The 22,328-nt window shown below is 30.5% G+C and carries 17 protein-coding genes; 9 read left to right on the top strand and 8 right to left on the bottom strand.

Annotated elements, in window-relative coordinates; all coding sequences use genetic code 11:
* Window positions 1–112 precede the first annotated feature (112 nt).
* The 3 genes from SIB45_RS03025 to SIB45_RS03015 are packed head-to-tail and all read left to right on the top strand — an operon-like array spanning window position 113 to window position 3,986.
* A complete protein-coding gene (locus SIB45_RS03025) occupies window positions 113–478 on the top strand; it encodes a hypothetical protein (protein ID WP_144038808.1) in 366 nt (121 codons plus the stop codon).
* Window positions 465–1,211 (top strand): tetratricopeptide repeat protein, encoded by a 747-nt coding sequence (locus SIB45_RS03020; RefSeq protein WP_011862083.1) that lies wholly within the window; start codon window positions 465–467, stop codon window positions 1,209–1,211. The genes SIB45_RS03025 and SIB45_RS03020 overlap by 14 nt, the downstream gene beginning before the upstream one ends.
* Before the next feature lie 9 nt (window positions 1,212–1,220).
* Complete coding sequence (locus SIB45_RS03015) at window positions 1,221–3,986, top strand: DEAD/DEAH box helicase (RefSeq protein ID WP_011862082.1); 2,766 nt, start codon at window positions 1,221–1,223, stop codon at window positions 3,984–3,986.
* A 323-nt stretch (window positions 3,987–4,309) separates the two neighbouring features.
* Here SIB45_RS03015 and argJ read toward each other — a convergent pair whose 3' ends face one another.
* Window positions 4,310–5,548 carry a bifunctional glutamate N-acetyltransferase/amino-acid acetyltransferase ArgJ gene (gene argJ / locus SIB45_RS03010; RefSeq protein ID WP_011862081.1) on the bottom strand — a complete coding sequence of 413 codons (1,239 nt, stop codon included), beginning with the start codon at window positions 5,546–5,548 and terminating at the stop codon, window positions 4,310–4,312.
* Between the two features lie 76 nt (window positions 5,549–5,624).
* Here argJ and coaE point away from each other — a divergent pair, with 76 nt between their 5' ends.
* Window positions 5,625–6,242, top strand: coding sequence for a dephospho-CoA kinase (gene coaE, locus SIB45_RS03005; protein ID WP_011862080.1), 618 nt, complete (start codon window positions 5,625–5,627; stop codon window positions 6,240–6,242).
* A gap of 3 nt (window positions 6,243–6,245) precedes the next feature.
* Here coaE and gatB read toward each other — a convergent pair whose 3' ends face one another.
* Window positions 6,246–7,718: an Asp-tRNA(Asn)/Glu-tRNA(Gln) amidotransferase subunit GatB gene (gene gatB, locus SIB45_RS03000; protein WP_041484739.1), complete on the bottom strand. Its 1,473-nt coding sequence runs from the start codon at window positions 7,716–7,718 to the stop codon at window positions 6,246–6,248.
* Between the two features lie 79 nt (window positions 7,719–7,797).
* Here gatB and thiO point away from each other — a divergent pair, with 79 nt between their 5' ends.
* A complete protein-coding gene (gene thiO, locus SIB45_RS02995) occupies window positions 7,798–8,907 on the top strand; it encodes a glycine oxidase ThiO (protein ID WP_011862078.1) in 1,110 nt (369 codons plus the stop codon).
* Window positions 8,908–8,910: 3 nt separating this feature from the next.
* Here the strand turns inward: thiO and ndk are convergent, their stop codons facing one another.
* On the bottom strand, window positions 8,911–9,369 hold the full coding sequence (gene ndk, locus SIB45_RS02990; protein ID WP_011862077.1) for a nucleoside-diphosphate kinase: 459 nt from the start codon (window positions 9,367–9,369) through the stop codon (window positions 8,911–8,913).
* 122 nt (window positions 9,370–9,491) lie between these two features.
* On the opposite strand from ndk, the gene speA reads away from it, so the two are divergent.
* Complete coding sequence (gene speA / locus SIB45_RS02985; protein ID WP_011862076.1) at window positions 9,492–11,438, top strand: biosynthetic arginine decarboxylase; 1,947 nt, start codon at window positions 9,492–9,494, stop codon at window positions 11,436–11,438.
* Here speA and alaS read toward each other — a convergent pair.
* A complete protein-coding gene (alaS, locus tag SIB45_RS02980) occupies window positions 11,423–14,083 on the bottom strand; it encodes an alanine--tRNA ligase (protein WP_011862075.1) in 2,661 nt (886 codons plus the stop codon). The genes speA and alaS overlap by 16 nt on opposite strands.
* Before the next feature lie 119 nt (window positions 14,084–14,202).
* On the opposite strand from alaS, the gene SIB45_RS02975 reads away from it, so the two are divergent.
* Genes SIB45_RS02975 through SIB45_RS02965 form a run of 3 tightly spaced genes read left to right on the top strand, consistent with a single transcriptional unit; the run spans window position 14,203 to window position 18,339 of the window.
* Window positions 14,203–15,978 (top strand): diflavin flavoprotein, encoded by a 1,776-nt coding sequence (locus tag SIB45_RS02975; RefSeq protein WP_011862074.1) that lies wholly within the window; start codon window positions 14,203–14,205, stop codon window positions 15,976–15,978.
* Between the two features lie 16 nt (window positions 15,979–15,994).
* Window positions 15,995–17,797: a diflavin flavoprotein gene (locus SIB45_RS02970; protein WP_011862073.1), complete on the top strand. Its 1,803-nt coding sequence runs from the start codon at window positions 15,995–15,997 to the stop codon at window positions 17,795–17,797.
* 17 nt (window positions 17,798–17,814) lie between these two features.
* Window positions 17,815–18,339 carry an NAD(P)H-dependent oxidoreductase gene (locus SIB45_RS02965; protein ID WP_011862072.1) on the top strand — a complete coding sequence of 175 codons (525 nt, stop codon included), beginning with the start codon at window positions 17,815–17,817 and terminating at the stop codon, window positions 18,337–18,339.
* 22 nt (window positions 18,340–18,361) lie between these two features.
* On the opposite strand, the gene mrdA is transcribed toward SIB45_RS02965, so the two are convergent.
* From mrdA to SIB45_RS02945, 4 genes are all read right to left on the bottom strand, one after another.
* Window positions 18,362–20,152, bottom strand: a complete 1,791-nt coding sequence (gene mrdA, locus SIB45_RS02960) for a penicillin-binding protein 2 (protein WP_071813370.1) — start codon at window positions 20,150–20,152, stop codon at window positions 18,362–18,364.
* Window positions 20,153–20,163: 11 nt separating this feature from the next.
* Window positions 20,164–20,295: a hypothetical protein gene (locus SIB45_RS02955; RefSeq protein ID WP_413682141.1), complete on the bottom strand. Its 132-nt coding sequence runs from the start codon at window positions 20,293–20,295 to the stop codon at window positions 20,164–20,166.
* A gap of 120 nt (window positions 20,296–20,415) precedes the next feature.
* The gene (locus SIB45_RS02950; protein ID WP_011862069.1) at window positions 20,416–21,024 is read right to left on the bottom strand and encodes a hypothetical protein; all 609 of its coding nucleotides are present in this window, start codon (window positions 21,022–21,024) and stop codon (window positions 20,416–20,418) included.
* Window positions 21,025–21,103: 79 nt separating this feature from the next.
* Window positions 21,104–21,817 carry a PD-(D/E)XK nuclease family protein gene (locus SIB45_RS02945; RefSeq protein ID WP_011862068.1) on the bottom strand — a complete coding sequence of 238 codons (714 nt, stop codon included), beginning with the start codon at window positions 21,815–21,817 and terminating at the stop codon, window positions 21,104–21,106.
* Window positions 21,818–22,328 lie beyond the last annotated feature (511 nt).

Below are 22,328 nucleotides of genomic sequence, written 5' to 3'. Positions count from 1 at the left end.
TTTTTAAAAGTAATAAAATTAATTTTTTAGAACAGTAAATATTTTGATATGCCTGGATACGAAGAAAAAAGTTGTTAAATCGGTTAAATCTAAACAAGTCAATTTTTATATTATGGATCGAAAAACTGCAATGCCAACTGAAATAGAACTTGAATTAAAAAAATTCGAACTTAAAATTTCCAAACTAAACAAAGAAGAAATGTTTAAGGAACTAATGCTTCTTAAATTTGATTCTGAAAATAATTTTTATTTTATAAAGAAGTATTTAAGCAAACATGGTATGAAAATATCCAGACAAATCATTCAAAAGCACAATACAGATCATGTAGTGATCGCTTTTGGATATTTATCCGAAAAAATGCATAAATTATTTAAAAAGACTATTTTCCCTGAGGTTAAACTTGAATCCCAAAGATTAATCGATCTAATAATAAATAATCGATCTACTAAAAAAATAAGAATTCATGAAAAAAATTAGACCAATTTTTCTTCTATCTTCCTTAATATTTTTACTTTCGGTACCTTATGAAATATTTGCATTAAATGGTAAGAATGTCCTGGATTTAGAAAGATCAAGAGAACTCCTATTAGATGGTTATATACAAAGTGACTTTGATAATCATCAATTAGCAATTGAATACTTTACTGAAGCAATCAGACTAAATCCAAATAATTTTTACGCTTTTTTTAGCAGAGCATATTCAAGAAACAAGATTCAAGATATTGCAGGCGCTTGGGATGACCTCAACAGAGTATTAGAAATTGATCCTAATATTGGCGTTGCTTTATATAATCGTGCAATTGTGAATGCCAAACTTGGGCACAAATTTAGTTCAATAAGAGATTATTCAAAAGCAATTAATAAGAATATTGAGTTGAAAAATGCATATGCTTCAAGAGGGATCCTTAAATCAAATATTGGAGATATTCAAGGAGCATGCTTTGATTGGCAAAAAGCAAGCGAAAATAATAATGAAAAAGCAACTTCATGGGTGCAAAAGTACTGTTTACCAAATATTTCTGAAGAATTTCAAAAGAAAGTAAATACAAAAGTTTTTATGGCCAATGCAAGAAGAAAATACTTTGATGGTGAAATCAAAGAAGCATGTAATTATTACGAACAAGCAAAAATAAACGGTTATAAAGCAAATAACTTTAGGGACAAATTAACTCTTATGATTATTACTAATCCGATGTGCTTTGTCTTTTGATCCCGCAAGATGGCAACCTTTGATGAATTCTTTTCATCTTTAGATTTAGATGAAGAAGGCAATATAAAACACAATAAAACAGAGAAAGGTCGCCCTTTTGAACAAATATTTGTCAAATGGTTTCTACTCAATGATCCTATTTGGAGTTCTATTGTTGATCAATTTCTTAAAACAGATAAAAAAGATCTAGGTGTAGATTTAATTTTTAAAGATAAAGAAGGTAATAAATGGGCAGTTCAATCAAAAGGTTATTCACCTCAAACATCAATTACAAAAGAATCAATTGATAGTTTTATATCTGCTTCTCCAACTACAAAATTTCACAGGAGACTTTTAATTGCAAGCACCAATCGTATTGGATCAAATGCAGAAATAACACTAAAAGAAAATAAAGTTATCAAATTTCTATTAAAAGATTTTCGAAAAGCAAATATTAAATTCCCATCTTCTATTAAAAATTTATCTTCTGGGAAAAAGAAAGATCCTTTTACGCCAAAACTTCATCAAAGAAAAGCAATAAATGATGTTTTAAATAAAATCGACAACATTAGTAGAGGCCAGATAATAATGGCATGCGGAACAGGAAAAACATTAACTTCTTTGTGGATTAAGGAAGAGTTAAAATTGAAACAAACTTTAGTCTTACTTCCCTCTTTAAATCTCCTGAGTCAAACTTTATCATCATGGAGAAATAATGCCAAATTCAATTTTGATTGGTTATGTGTTTGCTCTGATCACACAGTTCATAAGAAAAATAATGGAGAAGATGAGTGGATAAATGATCCCTCTGAATTAGGGATACCTGTAACAAGTAACGTCGAAGAAATTCAAAATTTCCTCCTTAAGGAAAAATCCAAAGTTTTATTTTCTACTTATCAATCATCACTGTTAGTAGTTGAAGCGCAAAAAAACATCAATATTCCTAATTTTGATATGGTCTTTGCTGATGAAGCACACAAATGCGCAGGTAAAGTATCAAGTGAATTTAGTGCCGTATTAGACGAAGCAAAAATTAGAACCTCGAAGAGGTTATTCTTTACAGCAACTCCAAAAGTTTTAACTAATCAAATTAAAAAACAAGCAACAAAAAGTGAAATAGAAGTCGCATCTATGGATGACGAAAAATTATTTGGAGAAGTAATTCATACTTTTAAGTTTTCAGATGCCATCGAACAAAAAATTCTCTCTGATTATGAATTAATTGTTGTTGGAGTAGATGATCAAATGGTTACAGAACAAATTAAAAATAGGGATTTTATTAAAACCTCAGAAGAAAATATATTAGATGCAGAAACTCTTGCTCTACAAATTGCTCTTGCAAAAGGAATCAAACAAAATAATTTGAGTAGAATTATTAATTTCCATACTCGTATTTCAGGAGCAAAATTATTTAAAGATACATTTAAAAAAGTTATTAATTTAATCCCTGAGAAAGATAAACCAATAGGTAAAATTAGTTGCGATTATGTTGAAGGTAAAATGAGTACGGAGGATCGTAACTCCAAAATTCAAGACCTTGAAAATTTAGAAAATGGTGAAATTAAAATACTTGGAAATGCAAGATGTTTATCTGAAGGAGTTGATGTTCCATCATTAGATGGCATTACTTTTGTAGATCCAAAAAGTAGTGAGATTGATATTGTTCAAGCAGTCGGCAGAGTTTTAAGAAAAGGTAATAATAAAAAAGGAACTATATTGATTCCTGTCTATCTCAAAGATTTAAATAATGTAGATAATGAAGTTTTAGCAGGAAGATTTAGTGATGTATGGCGAGTGATACGAGCACTAAAGTGTCATGATGATGTTCTTAAAGAAAGTATTGATAATCTAAGAATTTCATTCGGTAAAAGAAGAGTAAGAAGAGAGGGTTATAAGGGGATTCAAAAGGTTCATTTTGATTTGCCAGTTGCTAATTTAAGTAAAGAGTTTGTAGATTCGATCAATGTACTTTTGGTCAAAAATACATCAGAATCATGGTATGAAATATATGGAAAACTTCTTGAATTTAAAGAAAAACACGGTAATACATTAGTTCATAGAAATGAACCAGATATTGGAAGATGGGTGGAGATTCAGAGAAGGTTATATAAAAAAAATAAACTCGCTAAGGAAAAAATAGATCTTCTGGATCAAATTGGATTCTCTTGGGATGCATCAGATAAAACATGGAATAAAAGAATTGACGAATTCAAGGAATTAAGAAAAATATATGGGGGGACTCAAAATATTCCTAGTTACGGTAAAGGTTCAAAATATTATCAGTTATATAAGTGGTTTGGCACAATCAGAAAAAGGTTTGAAAATAAAAGATTAACTAAAGAAAAAATTCAACAATTAAAAGACTTAGACTTTGTTTTTGATACCAAACGAAAAAAAGATGAAGAATGGCTTCAAGTTTATAAAAAGTATTTAGATTTCAAACGCAAAAATAAGAAAGAACCAACGGATTCTACGGATAAGATTTTAAGTGAGTGGAGAAGTACTCAAATAAAACGAAATAAGAAGAAAGGAGGAATTACTCAATGGAGATTAAATTTGTTAGAAGAAGCAAACTTCACTTGGTCAAAAGAAGATATTTGGTTAAATAAACTAAAAAACACTGAAAAATATATAGAAAAATTTGGTAGTCTTAAGAATGCTAAACAAAAAAATGAACAAGTCAGAGGTTGGATTCAATATCAAAAAATTGCTTATAAAAACGGAAAACTCTCAAAAGAAAAATTAGATTTACTAAATAAACTCGACAGTGAGTGGAGCAAATTTCAAGATTATTAATATACAACCACTTTAACTCTATTATTAATTTTTGTAGAAAGATTATTAAACCTCATATATTGCGATTCAAATGATAATTGTACTTTTCCAGAACGTACATTTTTGTGCGTACAAGTAATGATTTTTTATACATCTATATTCCGTTTCTGGATTACAAAATACGTCTCTATATCATTGAGACAATATCTGAATAGACTTGGAAAGAAGCAAAATCCCCAATATGACTAATGCAAATATTATTTCTTATGTGGAAATCAAGTGTTATATTTATGTTATAAGGAATTTTAAACCCCCACTTTCGTTGCGCCAGAATGGATCTGGGATCAAGTAGTATATTCGCTATTTATTTCAACATACTTTTTAGAAAGATCGCATCCCCAAGCTGTGCCTTTATATTCGCCAGACTTTAGATTTATCATAATTTTTACAATATCATCTACTAAATATCTACCGTTCATTCTGGACTTAATATAGTCTGTGACTTTTTGTGGATCATATTTATTTAACTTGCCGTTTTCCAAAATCTGAGCGTTTCCTATATACAAGTCAACGTGATTTAAATTGAATTTAACTCCAGAATTACCTGCAGCAGAAATGATTCGTCCCCAATTCGGATCACAACCATGTATCGCAGTTTTTACCAAGGCAGAATTACAAATAGATTTCGCGAGCTTAATTGCATCATCTATATTTTTTGCTCCTTGAACCAAAACTTCTAATAAACAATTTGCTCCCTCTCCGTCCCTTGCAATATTTTTTGCCAAATTCTGACATACAATATCAATCCCTTGTTGGATAATTGGAAAAAACCTTTTTTCAATTTTCTCTCCTGCATTTATTCCAATAAAAGAATCATTTGTGCTTGTCTCTCCATCAACTGATATTGCATTAAAAGATTTTTTAACTGCAATAGCAATCATTTTGTCCCATTCTTCTTTTTTAATACCCGCATCACAGGTTAGAAAAGCAAGCATTGTAGCCATGTTTGGGTAAATCATTCCTGAACCTTTTGCAAATCCTGAGATTTTTATTTTTCTACCTTGAATAATCGTCTCTATTGACACTTTTTTCAAAGTCAAATCAGTAGTTAAAATTGCTTCTGCTGCATTTTGAATATTATTACCCTTTAAATCACTAACTAAATTTGGTAAATTTTTTACTAAATCATTTATTTGTATTGGAACACCAATTACACCAGTGGAGCACATTAAAACTTCTTCTTCTTTTATTCCTAAAAGTTCCGCAATCTTTCCTGTAGCAATTTGAAAATGTTGAATGCCAAGATTTCCTGTACATGCATTTGCTTGACCAGAATTAATTAGTATTGCTCTTACAAAACCTGAAGTTGTTTTAATCCTTTCCTCACAAATATCCACACAAGAGGCGCGAACTATTGATTGAGTAAACATCCCAGTAAAAACACTTCCTTCTGGAGCGAATATTAGTGCTAAATCTTTTTTCTTAGAAGCTTTTAAACCAGCAGATATCCCAGCAAAAAGAAACCCCTTGGGTGTTACCTTATTGTCATCAACAAACGACCAATTGGAATCTAACTGGCTCAAATTTTTTGGTATTTTAATTCATACTAACTACTCTTTAATACTAAAGAAACTAAGTAATTAGATTATTATTAATTATATGGATATTCTTCAAAAATCAAAAAACAACCAAAGAAGGATTGGTTTAACAGGAGGTATTGCAAGTGGAAAGACAACCATAACCAATTACATTAAAAAACATAAAAACATACCAATATTAGATGCAGATCATTTTTCAAGAGAATTAATTAAACCAAACACATATGGATATAAGAAAATTTTAGATTATTTTGGAAATAAAATTATTGATAATAAGAGCAATTCAGAAAGAGAAATAAACAGAAAACTTTTAAGGAACATTATTTTTAAACACTCAGCAAGCAAGGAATGGATTGAAAAACTACTTCACCCCTTGATTAAAGAAAGAATGATAGAAGAATGCAGTCAATACAGAAATAATCAAACTATAGTATTGGTTATTCCATTATTGTTTGAAGCAAAATTTGAAGATATTTGCACTGAAATATGGTTAGTTAAATGTTCTAAAGAACTACAAAAAAACAGACTCATCACAAGAGATAAAATTAGTGAAAAAGAAGCATATGAATTGATAAATTTTCAATTAAGTTTTGAAGAAAAAAGAAAATTTTCAGATATTATTTTAGATAATTCGGATGATCAAAATAAATGGGTCAATACGATAAAGGAGCTTCTTTAAACTTTAATTATTTAATTTTTCCATAAGAAGTTTATTTGCAAGTTTAGGGTCAGCTTTACCTTTTGTTCTTTTCATAAGTTGACCAACAAAAAAACCAAGTAACTTAGTTTTGCCATTTTTAAATGCTTGAACTTCATTTGGATGTTCATTTAAAAGTTCATCAATTATTGGTAATATACTTGAAGAATCAGATATCATTGCCAACCCTTTTTCTTCAACTAATTTTTTCGGAGAAATATTTTTTTGAATAAGTTCAGGTAAAATTTCTTTTGCAATTTTTCCACTAATTATATTTTTTGAAATCATGCTAATCATTTCAGCAAGATTTTCAGGACTAAGCTTTAATTCACTAAAACTTAGTTTGTTTGATTTTAAATAGCCCACAATATCACTTGTTACCCAATTTGAAGCTAGTTTGGCCTCAGCGCCATTTGCTACTGTTTCTTCAAAAAAATTTGCCATACTTATTTCATCAGAAATTACCCTTGCATCATATGCAGACAACCCAAATTGACTTACATATTTATTTCTTTTCTTTGAAGGTAATTCTGGTAGTTCTTTAAACCATATTTCTTGTTGGGCTTTTGTTATTTCAATTGGACCTAAGTCAGGATCAGGAAAATATCTATAATCACTGCTACCTTCTTTTAATCTCATACTTTTCGTTAATTGCTTAGATTCGTCCCATAACCTTGTTTCTTGGAAAATTTTTCCTCCATTTTCATAAACTTCTATTTGTCTAGCTATTTCATAATCACAAGCCTTTTGAATTGCAGAAAATGAATTCATATTTTTTATTTCCACTTTGGTGCCGAAAGGAGCATTAGGTCCTTTTCTAACTGAAATATTGACATCACAGCGTAATGAACCCTCTTGCATATTTCCGTCTGATACTCCTAGATATCTAACTGTTCTTCTGATCTCTGAAGCATATTCAGATGCCTCTTTACCTGATCTAATATCCGGTTTACTTACAATCTCACAAAGTGCTATTCCGGCACGATTGTAATCTACTAAAGAATACTTAGAGCCAGCTAATCTATCACTTCCTGAATGAACTAGTTTTCCGGCGTCTTCTTCCATATGTAACCTTTCTATACCAATTTTTTTGATATAAGGTTCTTTGTCCTTTTCAATTATTTCAACCTCTAACCAGCCATTTTCAGCTAGTGGCTCATCAAATTGTGAAATTTGATAATTTTTAGGTAGATCAGGATAAAAATATTGTTTTCTATCAAATTTACAATATTCAGCAACGTTTAAATTTAATGCTAACGAAGTTTTTACAGCATACTCAAGAACAGTCTCATTCAAAACTGGAAGTGTTCCTGGTAACCCACAAACTACAGGATCTATATGCGTATTAGGTGCATCACCAAAAGCTGTTGACGCAGATGTGAATATTTTACTTTTAGTATTAAGCTGTACATGAGTTTCCAAACCAATCACAGCTTCCCAAGATTCCAAATTGTTCATTATCAAAAGTCTCTTTATTAATATTATTGGATATAAATGAAAAGAGGACCAAAACACAAATAAAAATATTAATTTTTAAATGGCACAAGAAACCAAAAATTCAATACTAATCATTGGCGGTGGACTTTTAGGTTTATCTCTTGCTTATGAATTTTCTAGAAATAACTTCAAAGTTTTAGTTTTAAGCAAAAACAGAAATGAATCAGCTGGATTTGTTGCTGCAGGAATGTTAGCTACTCATGCCGAAGGGCTCGAAGATGAATTACTAAAATTTGGCCAAGAAAGTCAAAATCTAATTCCAAAATGGATAAAAAATATTGAACAAGATAGTAATATTAAATGCGGTTTAAAAAAATGTGGCATAGTAGTTCCTTTTAAAAACAAAGAAGATCTTGAAGAGTTTCCCACTTATGAATATGGAAAATATTTAAATCACAAAGATCTTCAAACAGAAATTAATGGAATGAATTCAATTTGGAAACATGGTTTACTTTTTGAACAAGATGGTCAAATAGATAACCGAAGACAACTGATGCGTGCTCTTGAGAGAGCATGCTCCTTGCATGGAGTCGAATTTCAAGAGGGATCAGAAGTAGAGAATTTGACATTCGAAAAAAACAAAATTACAGGTGCAACAGTTGTATGTGCCACTGGGGAAATAAAAAAAATTAACTGCGAAAAAGCAATTATATGTAGCGGTGCTTGGAGTAAAAAAATTTTTAATAAGATTCCAGTCTTTCCTGTAAAGGGACAAATGCTATCAATACAAGGTCCAACAAATTTTTTAAAGAGAGTTATTTTTGGTCCAAAAACTTATCTAGTTCCCCGTGATGATGGACTCATTATAGTTGGAGCGACAGTTGAAAAAGATTCAAAATTTAATCAGGGTAATACTCCTAATGGAATAAAACAACTGCAAGAAGGCATTCGCTCCTTATTGCCAGAAGCTATAAATTGGCCGCAAATGGAGCATTGGTGGGGATTTAGACCTTGCACACCAGATCTAAAACCAATAATTGGAAAATCAAAAATTAAAAATCTTTTTATAGCTACAGGACATTACAGAAATGGAGTTTTATTTTCTGCAATAACAAGTGATCTTCTTTTGAAAATAATTCAAAATAAAAATCTAAAAAAAATTGAAAAAAGCTTTTTAGAAAAATTTAGTATAGATAGATTTGAGATTTAAATTTTAATTTTCAGATCGCCATTTCAAATCAGAAGTTTCCCACTCACATAATTCCTCTTCGTTAAACCATAGATCAATTTCAAATTTTGCTGTATCTTCTCCATCAGAACCATGAATAATATTCCTTCCAATATCAATAGCTAAATCACCTCTAATTGTTCCAGGCTCTGCTTCCAGAGGTTTTGTTGAACCTATTAATTTTCTAGCACTCAAAATAACTCCTTCGCCTTCCCACACCATTGCTACAACAGGCCCACTTGAAATAAAGTCTACTAAATCCCCAAAAAAGGGTCTTTCTCTATGTACTCCATAATGATTTTGAGCAAGTTCTTTTGAAGGTATTAATTGCTTTAAACCAACCAATTTAAATCCTTTTTTTTCAAATCTGCCAATAATCTCAGAAACATATCCTCTTTGAACTCCATCTGGTTTAATTGCAATAAAGGTTCTCTCTTTGGTCATTTAGTTAATAATCACTCTATGTATATTCAACTTTTGGGTGGTAACTTGGCAAGTAATCATTAAAATAAGAGATATTGTTTTAAGTTATTTTCAAAAACATTTATTAATCACTAAGACATAAATTGACCAATTTTGAGCCGAAAAAACTAAAGAATGTTTGGACTATTGAAGATAGTATTTCGACTTATAACATAGACAAATGGGGAGATAAATATTTTTCTATAAATTCCAAAGGCAATATATCAGTAACTAAAGATATAAAATCTGAAAATAAGATTGATCTTTTTAAGCTTGTCAAAGAACTTAAGAGTAGAGAAATAAATCCTCCATTAATCATAAGATTTAATGATATCTTGAAAGATCGCATAAATGCACTACATGACTCTTTTTTTAAAGCGATCAAAACCTATAAATATAAGAACATTTATCAAGGCGTTTTTCCTGTCAAATGTAATCAACAGAAAAATGTCCTAGAAAAGATAATAGATTTTGGTAGCCAATGGAATTTTGGTTTAGAAGTAGGAAGTAAATCAGAACTATTAATTGGCCTTGCACTTCTTGAAAACCATAATTCATTATTAATATGCAACGGATATAAAGATAAAAAATATATTGAGATTGCTACTTTGGCCAGAAAACTCGGCAAAAATCCAATAATAGTTATTGAACAACGAGATGAGGTAAAAAGAATTATTCAAGCAGTTCAAGAACTTAACGCGACTCCATTGATAGGAATTAGAGCAAAGTTATCAAGTAAAAGTAGTGGTAGGTGGGGTAAATCTATTGGAGATAATTCCAAATTTGGATTATCAATCCCAGAAATTATGTTGACAATAAAAGAATTGAAAGAAGCAAATCTTATCAACGAAATGAAATTGCTCCATTTTCATATAGGCAGTCAAATAAGTGATATTGCTGTGATCAAAGACGCTTTACAAGAAGCGAGTCAAATATATGTTGAACTATGCAAACTAGGAGCCCCAATGCAATATATCGACGTTGGAGGAGGATTAGGAATAGATTTTGATGGAACTAAAACCTCCTCCAACACCTCTACTAATTATTCTCTTCAAAATTATGCTAACGATGTTATTGCAACTATTAAAGATTCATGTGAATTAAATAATATCAAGCATCCAACAATAATCTCAGAAAGTGGAAGAGCAATCATTAGTCATTGTTCAGTATTAATTTTTAATGTCTTAGGAACAAGCCATGTTAGTTCCAAACTACAAATTTTTGATAAAAAAAATCAACAATTAATAATTTCAAATTTACTTGAAACTTACTATGAATTAAAAAAACTTAAAAATAAAAAAATAAATTTATCTCAAATAATTGAACTATGGAATGATGCAAAAAAGTTTAAAGAAGATTGCTTAGTCGCTTTTAGATTAGGATTTTTAAGTTTAGCAGAAAGAGCTTATGCCGAGGAACTTGCTTGGGCTTGCGCAAAAGAAATTTCTAATAACCTGAATAATGATGAAATCAATCACCCTGATTTATCTGAAATTACAGAAACTCTTGCATCAACTTATTATGCAAATTTATCTATCTTTAAATCTATTCCCGATAGCTGGGCAATAAATCAGATTTTTCCAATAGTACCAATACATAGGCACTTAGAAGAGCCTTTCTGCAAAGGCAACTTTGCAGATTTAACTTGTGATTCAGATGGGAAACTAAATAATTTTATTGATGATGGAAAAATTAAATCATTACTAAATTTACATGAGCCAGAGAAAGATAAAGATTATCTAATTGGAATTTTTATGACTGGAGCTTATCAAGAAGCATTAGGAAACTTGCACAATTTATTTGGCAGTACAAACGTTGTTCATATAGACATAAATCAAGATGATTCATATAAGGTCAAAAATATTATTAAAGAGGACAGTAAATCAGAAATTTTGCAATTATTAGATTACAGTTCAGCTTCTTTGGTTGAATCTATAAGAATTAATACTGAATCAGCAATTGATCAAAAAAAATTAACTATTGAAGAAGCAAGAAAATTAATGGATCAAATCGAAATTAGTCTCAGAAAAAGTAGTTATTTATCAGAATGACTATCTAATGTTTTTTGCAAATAATTTTTAGCATAATCTATAGCATCACTTAACTTATCAATATCTTTAGCTCCTGCTTGAGCAAAGTTAGGCTTTCCTCCTCCTCCTCCCGAACAAATTCTTGCAATCTCATTAATTAATTTCCCTGCATGCAAGCCTATTTTTACTGCATCATCACCTAAAGAAACTACAAATAACAACTTTCTATTTTCTGGATTTGGTATTCCCCCAAGAATCACTATTGCTTTATTTCCCAAATGAGAAGTTAAATTAAGTGCTGCAGATTGCAAAGAATTCCCATCTAAGCCATCTATCTGATTTACCAAAATTGAAAAAGAATTTACTATTTCTGCGGATGATTTTATAGATGAGTATTTAAAATATGCAATTTCATCTTTCATTTTTTGTATCTCTTTATTTTTATTAATAAGTTCTGATTGCAAATTATTAACCCTTTCAAAAAGTTGATTAGGATTTGCTTTTAACAAATCACTTAGTTGATTTACTAAAGCATTTCTATCGCTGAAATAGTCTAATGCTGATTGACCTGATAATGCTTCGATCCTTCTTACTCCGGCTGAGATTCCTTCCTCACTAATTATTTTGAAAGAACCTAATTCGGATGTAGTTTTAACATGTGTGCCACCACAAAGTTCCATTGAAACTCCTGGTACATTAACAACGCGCACTTCATCATCGTATTTTTCTCCAAACATGGCGACTGCGCCCTTTTCAAGAGCCTCACTCTTAGACATATTTTTTATTTCTAGGGCATGATTTTCCATAATCCAAGAGTTAACTAAAGTCTCAATCTTAGAAATTTGATCTTTTGAAATAGGATTAGAGGAATTAAAGTCAAATCGTAATTTATTAAAGGCTACTAATGAACCTTTTTGTCCAACACTTTCATTAACAATTAATTTAAGTGCAGATTGTAATAAATGAGTAGCTGTATGATTTGCAGCAGCCTTAGCTCTATTAGAAGAGCTAACATTAGTCTTAACTTTTTGTCCAATAGTTAATATTCCTTTTTTGATCGTTCCATGATGTAAAAAAACATTTTTCTTTCGCATAACATTATCAACCAAGACCTCTACATCTTTTGAAAATATCGTCCCAATATCACCAACTTGCCCGCCTGATTCTCCGTAAAAAGTTGTCTGATCAAGAACAATTAAAACTTTCTGACCTTCACTTGCTTGCTTAACTAATGTTGAATCTAAGAATATACCCTTTATTTCAGCTTCCGAAAGGAGTGAATTATAACCATTAAAAACAGTTTTGTTAAAAAGATCTATTTCTCGCTCTAATGATCCCTCTAATGTCAAATCAATATTACTTGAAGCAGCTTTAGCTCTCTCTTTTTGCGCATTCATTTCTTCTTCAAAACCCTTTACATCTACACTGATACTATTTTCTTCAGCAATTTCTACAGTAAGTTCTAGAGGAAATCCATAAGTATCATAAAGTTCAAAAGCTTTAAAACCAGAAATTAATTTCTGCCCTGAAGAAATTAACTCATCTAGCAATTTCTCTCCTCTTTCGAGAGTTTCCCTAAATCTTATTTCTTCAATTTTTATCTCATTCAGAATTAAATCATTATTATTTTTTAAATCAGGATAATTATTTTGCATTAAATTGATTCCGACAGAAGCAATATGGGGTAAAAATTCATTTGTTATTCCTAATAATCTCCCATGTCTGACCATTCTTCTAATAAGCCTTCTTAATATATATCCTCTGCCAAGATTACTTGCTGCTACCCCATCAGAAATTAAATGAATAACAGCTCTTGTATGATCACCAATAATTTTTAAAGAAATTTTGTTTTTATCATCTGAAGAAAAATAATCAATATTTGCAATCTCACAAATTTTTTGAATAATTGGAAAAATTAAATCTGTTTCATAATTATTTTGTTTTTTTTGTAGTATTTGAGCCATCCTTTCAAGACCCATTCCTGTATCAATATTTTTAAATTTTAAATCTGTCAATTTTCCATTTTGATCACGATTATATTGCATAAAAACAAGATTATAAAATTCAATAAAACGATCTCCATCTTCTAAATCAATATTCTGCAGACCCTTTTCAGGATGAAAATCATAATAAAGTTCTGAACAAGGTCCACATGGGCCTGTTTTGCCAGATGACCAAAAATTATCTTCCTCTCCTAGTTTCACGATCCTATCTGGATGAATACCAATTTCATCTATCCAAATTTTTGCAGACTCTTCGTCTTCGTGAAAAACACTCACAATTATATTTTCAACAGAAAGTTGATAAATATTAGTAACTAATTCCCAAGCCCATTGAATAGCCTCTCGTTTAAAATAATCTCCAAAAGAGAAATTACCAAGCATTTCAAAAAAGGTGTGATGTCTAGCTGTAACTCCAACATTTTCTATATCATTAGTTCTAATGCACTTTTGGCTAGATGTAGCCCTTTTTGATGGTCTTTCTTTTAAACCTAAAAAAACTGGTTTAAAAGGTAGCATTCCAGCAATTGTGAGCATAACCGTAGGGTCATCTGGAATCAAAGATGCACTTGGAATGATTTTATGTAATTTTTCACTGTAAAATTTTAAAAATGCATTTCTTATCTCATCTCCAGTAACTATTTTTTTAATTAGTTGAGATGTCATTTATCCAGAATGAGAAGATTAAAAATTAAAGAAAAGCGTAATTTCGGTTATTTCGCAAAAATAATCACGCGGATTTATATTCTACATAACTAAAGTTATTCTATATCGCGATTTGTCCTATGCTAGCCTCTGCCCAGACAAGTAATTCCAAATTGGCACAAATAAATAACAAGTTGACAGTTCAATCTCAAAACTTTGCTGATGATTCTTGTGCCATAAGATCACTGGATTGGGATCGCAGTAGATTTGATATTGAATTTGGCTTAAGAAATGGCACTACCTACAATAGTTTTATTATTAAAGGCGAAAAACTAGCAATAATTGATACTAGTCACGCAAAATTCGAAGAATTATGGTTTGAAGAATTACTTAAAGAGGTAAATCCACAAGAAGTGGATTATCTAATTACAAGCCATACAGAACCTGATCATTCTGGTTTAATAGGTAATCTTTTACAATTAAACAAAAATATCACAGTAGTAGGATCAAAATTAGCCCTTAAGTTTATTGAAGACCAAATACATGTTCCCTTTAAGCGACTAGAAGTTAAAAGTGGAGAGTTTTTAAATCTTGGAACTAATCCTAATAGTGGCTTAGAACATAATATTGAATTTATAAGCGCACCAAATTTACATTGGCCCGATACAATTTTTTCATATGACCACAGCACTCATGTTCTCTACACATGCGATGCATTTGGACTCCATTATTGTTCTGATGAATTTTATGACACTGATCAAAAAGAAATATATGATGATTTTCGTTTTTATTACGATTGCCTAATGGGTCCAAACGCTAGAAGCGTTCTCCAAGCAATTAAAAGAATAGATAAACTACCTGAATTAAAAACAATAGCTGTAGGTCATGGGCCTTTGCTTCATAATCAAGTTAATTTTTGGAAAGGGAAATATCAAGAATGGAGTAGCAATAAAAGCAAAGGTAATGATTTTGTATCAGTTTGCTATATCAGCGACTATGGTTATTGTGATCGACTAAGTCAAGCGATATCTCATGGAATAAGTAAAGCAGATGCACAGGTTCAATTAATTGATTTAAGATCTTCTGACCCCCAAGAATTAACAAGTTTAATTTCAGAGTCAAAAGCAGTAGTCATCCCCACATGGCCAGTAGATTCAGATAATGAATTAAAAGAATCTCTTGGTACTTTATTTGCAGCACTAAAATCAAAACAATTTACAGCTGTCTATGATGCATTTGGTGGAAATGATGAACCAATAGATTCCTTAGCAAATAAATTAAGAGAACTTGGTCAAAAAGAAGCTTTCTCTCCTTTAAGAGTAAAAAACATTCCAGATCCCATTGTTTATCAACAATTCGAAGAAGCTGGAACTGACTTAGGACAATTGATCAATAAAAAGAAAAATATTGCCTCTATGAAGAGCCTTGATTCAAATTTAGATAAAGCTTTAGGTAGGTTAAGTGGAGGATTATATGTAGTTACAGCAAGCCAGGGAGAAGGTTCGACATTTAGACAAAGTGCGATGGTAGCAAGTTGGGTTAGTCAAGCAAGTTTTTCTCCACCAGGCATTACAGTTGCAGTAGCAAAAGATAGAGCTATTGAATCATATATGCAAGTTGGCAAAGGTTTTGTTGTGAATGTCTTGAGAGAAGATAATTATCAAAAAATGTTCAGACATTTTTTAAAAAGATTTGCTCCTGGAGCTGATAGATTTGCAGATGTAGATATAATTAGCAACATCGCAGATGGAGGACCAGTCCTCTCAGATTCACTCGCTTTTTTAGATTGTAAAGTTAGTTCCAGACTGGAAACTCCAGACCATTGGATAATTTACGGAATTGTTGAAAATGGTAATGTCTCTGACTTATCATGCAAGACAGCAGTTCATCACAGAAAAGTTGCTAATCACTATTAGAAAATAAATATTTAAAATGTCCGAGATTAATATAAGCTTACTTTCAGAAAATCAAAACTTATCAAAATTTGAAATTGCTGATAATTTTACTTGCATCAGATTTCTAGATCGTCAAAAAGAAAGATTTGAACTTGAGTTTAATCTCGAAAAAGGAACCTCTTTTAACACTTTTTTCATAAGAAATAATGAAGAACTTCTTATTATTCATCCACCTGAAAAGCAATATTTAAATTCATTTATTGAGATAATATCTAACTTTTTTAATCAATATAAATTAAAAAAAATTAACTTCATATCTGGACATATCAATCCTCAAATCATAGAAACCATAAAAAACGTTAGTAAGCGATTTCAAGACTTAACTATAACTTGCTCAAATCCTGGCTTCAAACTTATTAGTGAACTTTGGAATCAAAGAAATCCTAACTTAGAAGAATTTTTTGAAATTCAATTACCCAAAATAAACATAGTCAAAAAGGAACTTAATTTAGAATTAAGTAATATTTCATTAGAGTTAATTCCTATTCCAACTGCGCGTTGGCCTGGAGGTCTAATCATTTATGAACGTAATCAAGAAATACTTCTAAGTGAAAAAATTTTCTCTGCACACATTGCATCTGAATATTGGTCTGAGACGAATCGAATTAGTACAGAAATTGATAGAAAACACTTTTATGATTGTTTGATGGCACCAATGTCTAATCAAGTTGTATCAATAACTGAAAAAATTGCAGACTATGACATTAAAACTATTGCACCATTACATGGGCCAGCTATCGAATATAGCTTAAAAAGCTTTTTCAATGACTATATTCGATGGGGAGAGAATCTCTCCACAAATAATCCTAAGATCGCTCTTATTTATGCAAGTGCATATGGAAATACAGCCTCAATTGGAGATGCATTGGCCAAAGGGATAAATAGAACTTCTGTTGAAGTAGAAAGTATTAATTGTGAATTTACATCAAATGATGTACTTATAAAATCCATCCACAATGCTGATGGATATTTAATAGGATCTCCCACTCTTGGTGGACACGCCCCAACTCCTATAGTAAGTGCACTAGGAACATTGTTAGCAGAGGGTAATAGAGATAAGCCAGTTGGGATTTTTGGTAGTTTTGGGTGGAGCGGCGAGGCGATAGATTTACTTGAATCAAAATTGAAAGACGGCGGTTTTCAGTTTAGTTTTGATCCTATAAGAATTAAATTCAGTCCAAATAAACCAAAAATTAAGGAGCTAGAAGAAATAGGAACTCACTTTGGGAGAAAAATTATAAAGAAAGCTAAGAAAAAACCTAGAAAATCAGATACTGGAATGATTACAAGTAAAACAGATCCAAAGTTGCAAGCTCTTGGAAGAGTAATTGGTTCGCTTTGTGTCCTAACAGCCTCCAAAGGCAAAGATGAGAATAATATTAAAGGAGCTATGCTTGCATCTTGGGTTAGTCAAGCAAGTTTTTCGCCTCCGGGGTTAAGTATTGCAGTAGCAAAAGATAGATCGGTAGAGTCTCTTCTACAAATAGGAGATTCATTCGCATTGAATATTTTAAGTGAAAAAGATTTTAAAGAACCTTTGAAAAGATTCACAAAACCTTTTTCACCTGGTGAAGATAGATTTGAAGGTATAAATATTGAATTAACCCCAAATGAACAGATAATAATTCCTAACTCTCTAGCATGGTTAGAAGCGGCTGTAAAAGAACGAATGGAATGTGGAGATCATTGGGTAATATACGCTGAAGTACTACACGGTAATATACTAAAATCCGATTGTCTAACAGCAGTTCATCACCGTAAAACAGGTGCTAACTATTAAATTTATTTATCTAATTTATGACTGAAACAAAAGATCTAATAATCATAACGGCTAGTTGTGGTAAAAATCTAGAACTTTCAAAAAAATTTCTTGAAAAAAGTAATGAACTTAAACTAAGTTCTGAAATTTTAGATCTTACAACTCTTGATATTCCATTATTTAATCCAAGAATTCACAGCAAAGAAAATATTCCGAATGAAATAAAAGATTTAAAGAAAAAGCTTTTCAAAATTGAAAGATGGGTGATTTGTGCGCCTGAATATAATGGGTCTATACCTCCCATTTTATCCAACTTCATAGCATGGCTTTCTATTTCGGGAGATGACTTTAGGAATTTATTTAATGGTCAACCGATCGCAATTGCAACATTTTCTGGTGGCATAGGGTTGGAACTGCTGACCTCATTACGCATTCAATTAGTGCATTTAGGAAGTCAAGTATTAGGGAGACAACTTTTGTCTTCATATAGTAAACCTATAGATACAAAAACTATTGAAGATATTATTCAAAGACTTTTACAAATGAAAAAATTAAAAACATAAATATTTAAAACCTAATAAAATTTCATTCTTTTTCATTCCAAACTTTCAAAATTTCTCTAGCCATAGGCAGTGCATGAACAGATCCTCCACCAGGAGTATTTTGAGCAAAAGCAACTACAAGTAATTCGCTTTTTTCAGAGGGCGTAAAGCAAACAAACCAAGCGTGATCTAATCCACCCTCACCATCTTCAGCAGTTCCAGTTTTGCCTGAAACTGGAGGCAAATTTGAAACTCCATAATTAATTGATACTCCTGTGCCGGACTCTACTACTTTCCTAAGACCACTTTTTATCAACTGAATATTATTTGAATCAATATCGATTTTAGTAAGTTTTTTATCTGATAGATTTACATCATCTTTTTTAACTAAATAGGGAGTAACTAAATAACCTCCATTTGCAATTGCAGCATATGCTCTCGCTATCTGAATAGGAGTAACTTGTACAACAAATTGTCCAATAGACATACTCGCAATATCTTCTGGAACCCAAGGGGTTCTTCCTGGTTGCCCCCATCCTCTCCCTTCTTTAGCCCATTCACTACTAGCTACTAATCCTATATTTTCTTGTTCAGAAATTTCAATTCCGGATAAAGAATTAAAACCAAGCTTTCGTGCGATCTTATGAATTTCATCAACTCCTACTCCATAACCTACCTGATAAAAAAATGTATTACTTGAAACTCTTAAAGCATCTTCATAACCTATTAAACCAAAGCCTAAATCATTATGCTCTCTAAAACATTGGCTCCCATAAGTTATACATGCTTTCGTATCTAACATGGTTTCTCTAGGGAATTTTCCACTCTCCAAGCCAGCTAAAGCCGTTACAATTTTCCAAACGCTTCCTGGATCGTAGGCATTTAATGCTCTATTAAATAAAGGTTTTTCTGGAGAATTAAAAAGTTTATTATATTCTTTCTCAGGCTTAAAATCCTTTGAGAAAAAATTTAAATCAAATGTAGGTTTACTTGTCATTGCTCTTATTGCTCCATCTCTTGGATCCATTACTATTACGGCTCCAGCTTTTTTATCTTTAAGAACTTCCTCAGCAACTAATTGCAAATTAAGGTCGATTGTTAGTTGAATATCATTACCTTGTACTGGAGGTCTAATACCCAATGATCTTTGAAATTTTCCTAATGAATTTACTTCAACCATTTCTCCTCCCCATTCACCTCTTATAAAATCTTCGTAAACATATTCAATTCCAGTTCTACCGATTAAGTCATTTAATTTATAACCCTTTTTAGATAAGAATTTATATTCTGATTCAGTGATTGGCTGAGTATAACCAATTACATGAGCAGCAAGGGATTTATAAGGATAATTTCTAATTAATTTTGAAGCTATTTCAAAACTAATTAAATTATCCTGATTTTCCTTGAATTTTATTAATTGATCTACATTTAAATCATCAAGAATAGTTGCTGAAAGTTTTTGATTTTTTAGACCATCAGAATATATTTTTTGAATTTCATTACTATCAATATTTAACAAATTAGAAAGGCTTGATTTATGTTTTTCCCAATTACTTTTAATAACAGATTGAGGCTTTATTATCAAAGAATATTTAACTCTACTATCTGCTAAAACATAACCATTTTTATCTAATATCCTTCCGCGTATTGGCTGTGAAGCAATAAGTCTAATCCTATTCTCATCAGACATCTCCTTAAAAGATTCATAACTTAAAAGTTGTAAAAAAATTAACCTAAATAGAATCAATAAAAATGAAATAGAAGAAAAAATAAGTAAGACTAAAGGTTGTCTTTTTAATGAAATAAGTTTTTTATTAGGACTTGTTTTTATCAAAAATATAAAAATTATTTAAAAATTGTTTTTTCCAGTAAAGCAATGGTTGATTTTATCTCCTTAAGTTTAGTAATTAAATCTTCGTAATCACTATCTTTAGTATTCAGATTACATTCATCATTTTCAATATTATTTGAATTCAAATTTTCAATCATAAAACTTATACTTTTTTAGTAATTATTCCATTTAATATAATCTTAAATAAGAAATTTATTTTTTCAAAATTATATTATCTTATATATTTAAAAAATATCAATAAGAAATTAATCTAGTTGATCTATATTTTGTTGAAAATAAGGATTACAACTATTCTTTGATATCCCTAAAGACCATCCAATAAATGAAGAAATAAATATTGTCACTATTAAAGGCAAAATGGCTTGTTGAGTATTTCCAAGACTAAACCATTCCCTCCAGCTACTAATAAATCGTTCTCTTTGAAATTTTCTTTTTTCATTCTCTAATAATCTCGCTTTCTTAGCGAAGGATTTTGTTACCCACTTTTCAAAAGGAATCTTTTTTATAATCGCCATTTTTCTCTCCACTTCTAATAATTGTCCGGAACTAAGATAAGGATGAAATGTACTTATCAATTCAAGAGTCTTTAAAAACATCTCAACAGTTGCATCTTTTATAAGCTTTTGCTCATGACTTAAATCAGCCCACTCTATTTCAGGATAAAATCGGTTTCTGTTTGGTGAAATTTGATCCTCTGACATTTGACCAGGTTCTCTGAGCCATCTATTAGTATTTTCGTCAAATCTACGCCAATATAAAAAAGGATTTATAAAAATTGTTTTACCAGATACTTTGACTACATCTTGTTGAAGATGATTAGTTATCTTTCTTTCAGAATTGTTCGATTTTATCAAAAGTCTAAATTAATAATCTAATTAAAGATTATCTTTTATTTACTACTTTTCCAGAAATATGAAAATTATCCTGTAAATATTAAGTTATCGATAACTTCCAACGCTTCTTTAAATAATTACAGTATTCGCAATTTAAGGAAGGTTTGGGGAAATTATCCGAACGTAATAAATTTACAGTATCAATTATCTTTTGTTCTACCCATGACGTAGAACAATCTAATTTAATTAGATGTACATCAAAATTTAATTGGTTATTAAATGACTCTTCATTTTTCTTTCCATTGAAATATAAAAGATAAGCTTCTTTAGCTACTTGAAAACCGTTTTTTTTAAATAACCACTGATACATTTCTAATTGTCTCTTGTAAGCTTTTGCATATTCGTACTTATTAAAAGTCTCAGACCAATCAAAATTATTTCTAGATGTTGCTTTTACATCAACAATAATAAGATCACCATTTTTTTTCTGCCAAATATCATCCACTGCTCCACCAAAATCATAATTATGTTCAATTGACTTATATCTTATCCCTTGAAAATTACTTCTCCAACGTTCTAAATCTTTGTGTTTAAAAGGCTTAGCATCAATACCATGTTTAGTAAATAAAGGATGAGGCTCCTGAATTTTTCTGTAGTAATCAAATTCATTTTTACATAAATTGTCTACAGCAATATTTAAAGTAAATGGTAATGATGGTGGTTTTATTTGATATTTTTTGTCGAGTACACAACATCTTGGACAACTAATATATTTCTCAACAGTAGATCGACTTAATTTGATAATCTCGCTCATTTTATTTAAATCTCATTTCAAAGCTTTTTTGCTTAAAAAGTTTAAATTTTTAAAAATTTGATAAACAACATCTAGTAAATAATTAGATTTGCAAGTAGTTTTTGACCCTTGAAGTGATTACAAATATTTTAGTGACGAGTTTATGCTATCACAGGACTTTTGACGTATAACGAATATCTTATGGAATAATCATTTTAACTATGAGTAATTTCTATAAAATTTAATCTATCTCGAAGAGATGACTTAAAGATTTTAAGGATGCATTACTAAACAAAATCACAAATATATACTTAATTATGTAACTTACTCTTCGCTTAAATAAATTATCGATAACACAAGCAGAACTATTTTTCTAATCCCGCGCTCATTAGGGTTGAATTTTGCATGACAAAGACATAACAAACATACTGATCCCTCAAACTATATAAATCAAGATAATTTTTTATTAATTTCTGGAGAATTCGTTAGAAATTGCAACTAAATTAAATCTTTATTTAACTAAGAAAAATAT

Origin of the sequence: Prochlorococcus sp. MIT 1304 (assembly GCF_047305015.1) — a bacterium.
Classification (GTDB): domain Bacteria; phylum Cyanobacteriota; class Cyanobacteriia; order PCC-6307; family Cyanobiaceae; genus Prochlorococcus_A; species Prochlorococcus_A marinus_E.
This window is presented reverse-complemented; position numbering and strand designations above follow the sequence as displayed.